Here is a 246-nt window from a genome sequence, read left to right as displayed (position 1 = left end):
GGCCCGTACCGATAACACCCAACTGACCCAAACCTTGCTGGCGGTACAGGAACAGGAACGCACCCACCTGGCGCAGACCCTGCACGACGACCTTGGCCAATATCTCGCCGGCATTCGCGCCCAGGCCTGCCTGTTGCGCCTGGTCACCGACCAGCCACAAACGCTCACGCGCACGGTAGATGCGCTGGAGGCCCATTGCGAACACTTGCAGCAGGGCTTCCGTGCCCTGGTCCATGACCTTTACCC

The 246-nt window shown here is 63.4% G+C and carries 1 protein-coding gene; it reads left to right on the top strand.

The features are described 5' to 3' along the window. Positions 1 to 34 precede the first annotated feature (34 nt). Positions 35 to 246, top strand: a 212-nt coding sequence (locus SB764_RS43570) for a histidine kinase (RefSeq protein ID WP_410867248.1), incomplete at its 3' end; no start/stop codon positions are given.

This window comes from Paraburkholderia sp. SIMBA_027 (genome assembly GCF_046535315.1).
GTDB classification, from domain to species: domain Bacteria; phylum Pseudomonadota; class Gammaproteobacteria; order Burkholderiales; family Burkholderiaceae; genus Paraburkholderia; species Paraburkholderia tropica.
The sequence above is the reverse complement of the archived record's forward strand: the minus strand, read 5'-3'. Positions and strand labels throughout refer to the sequence as shown.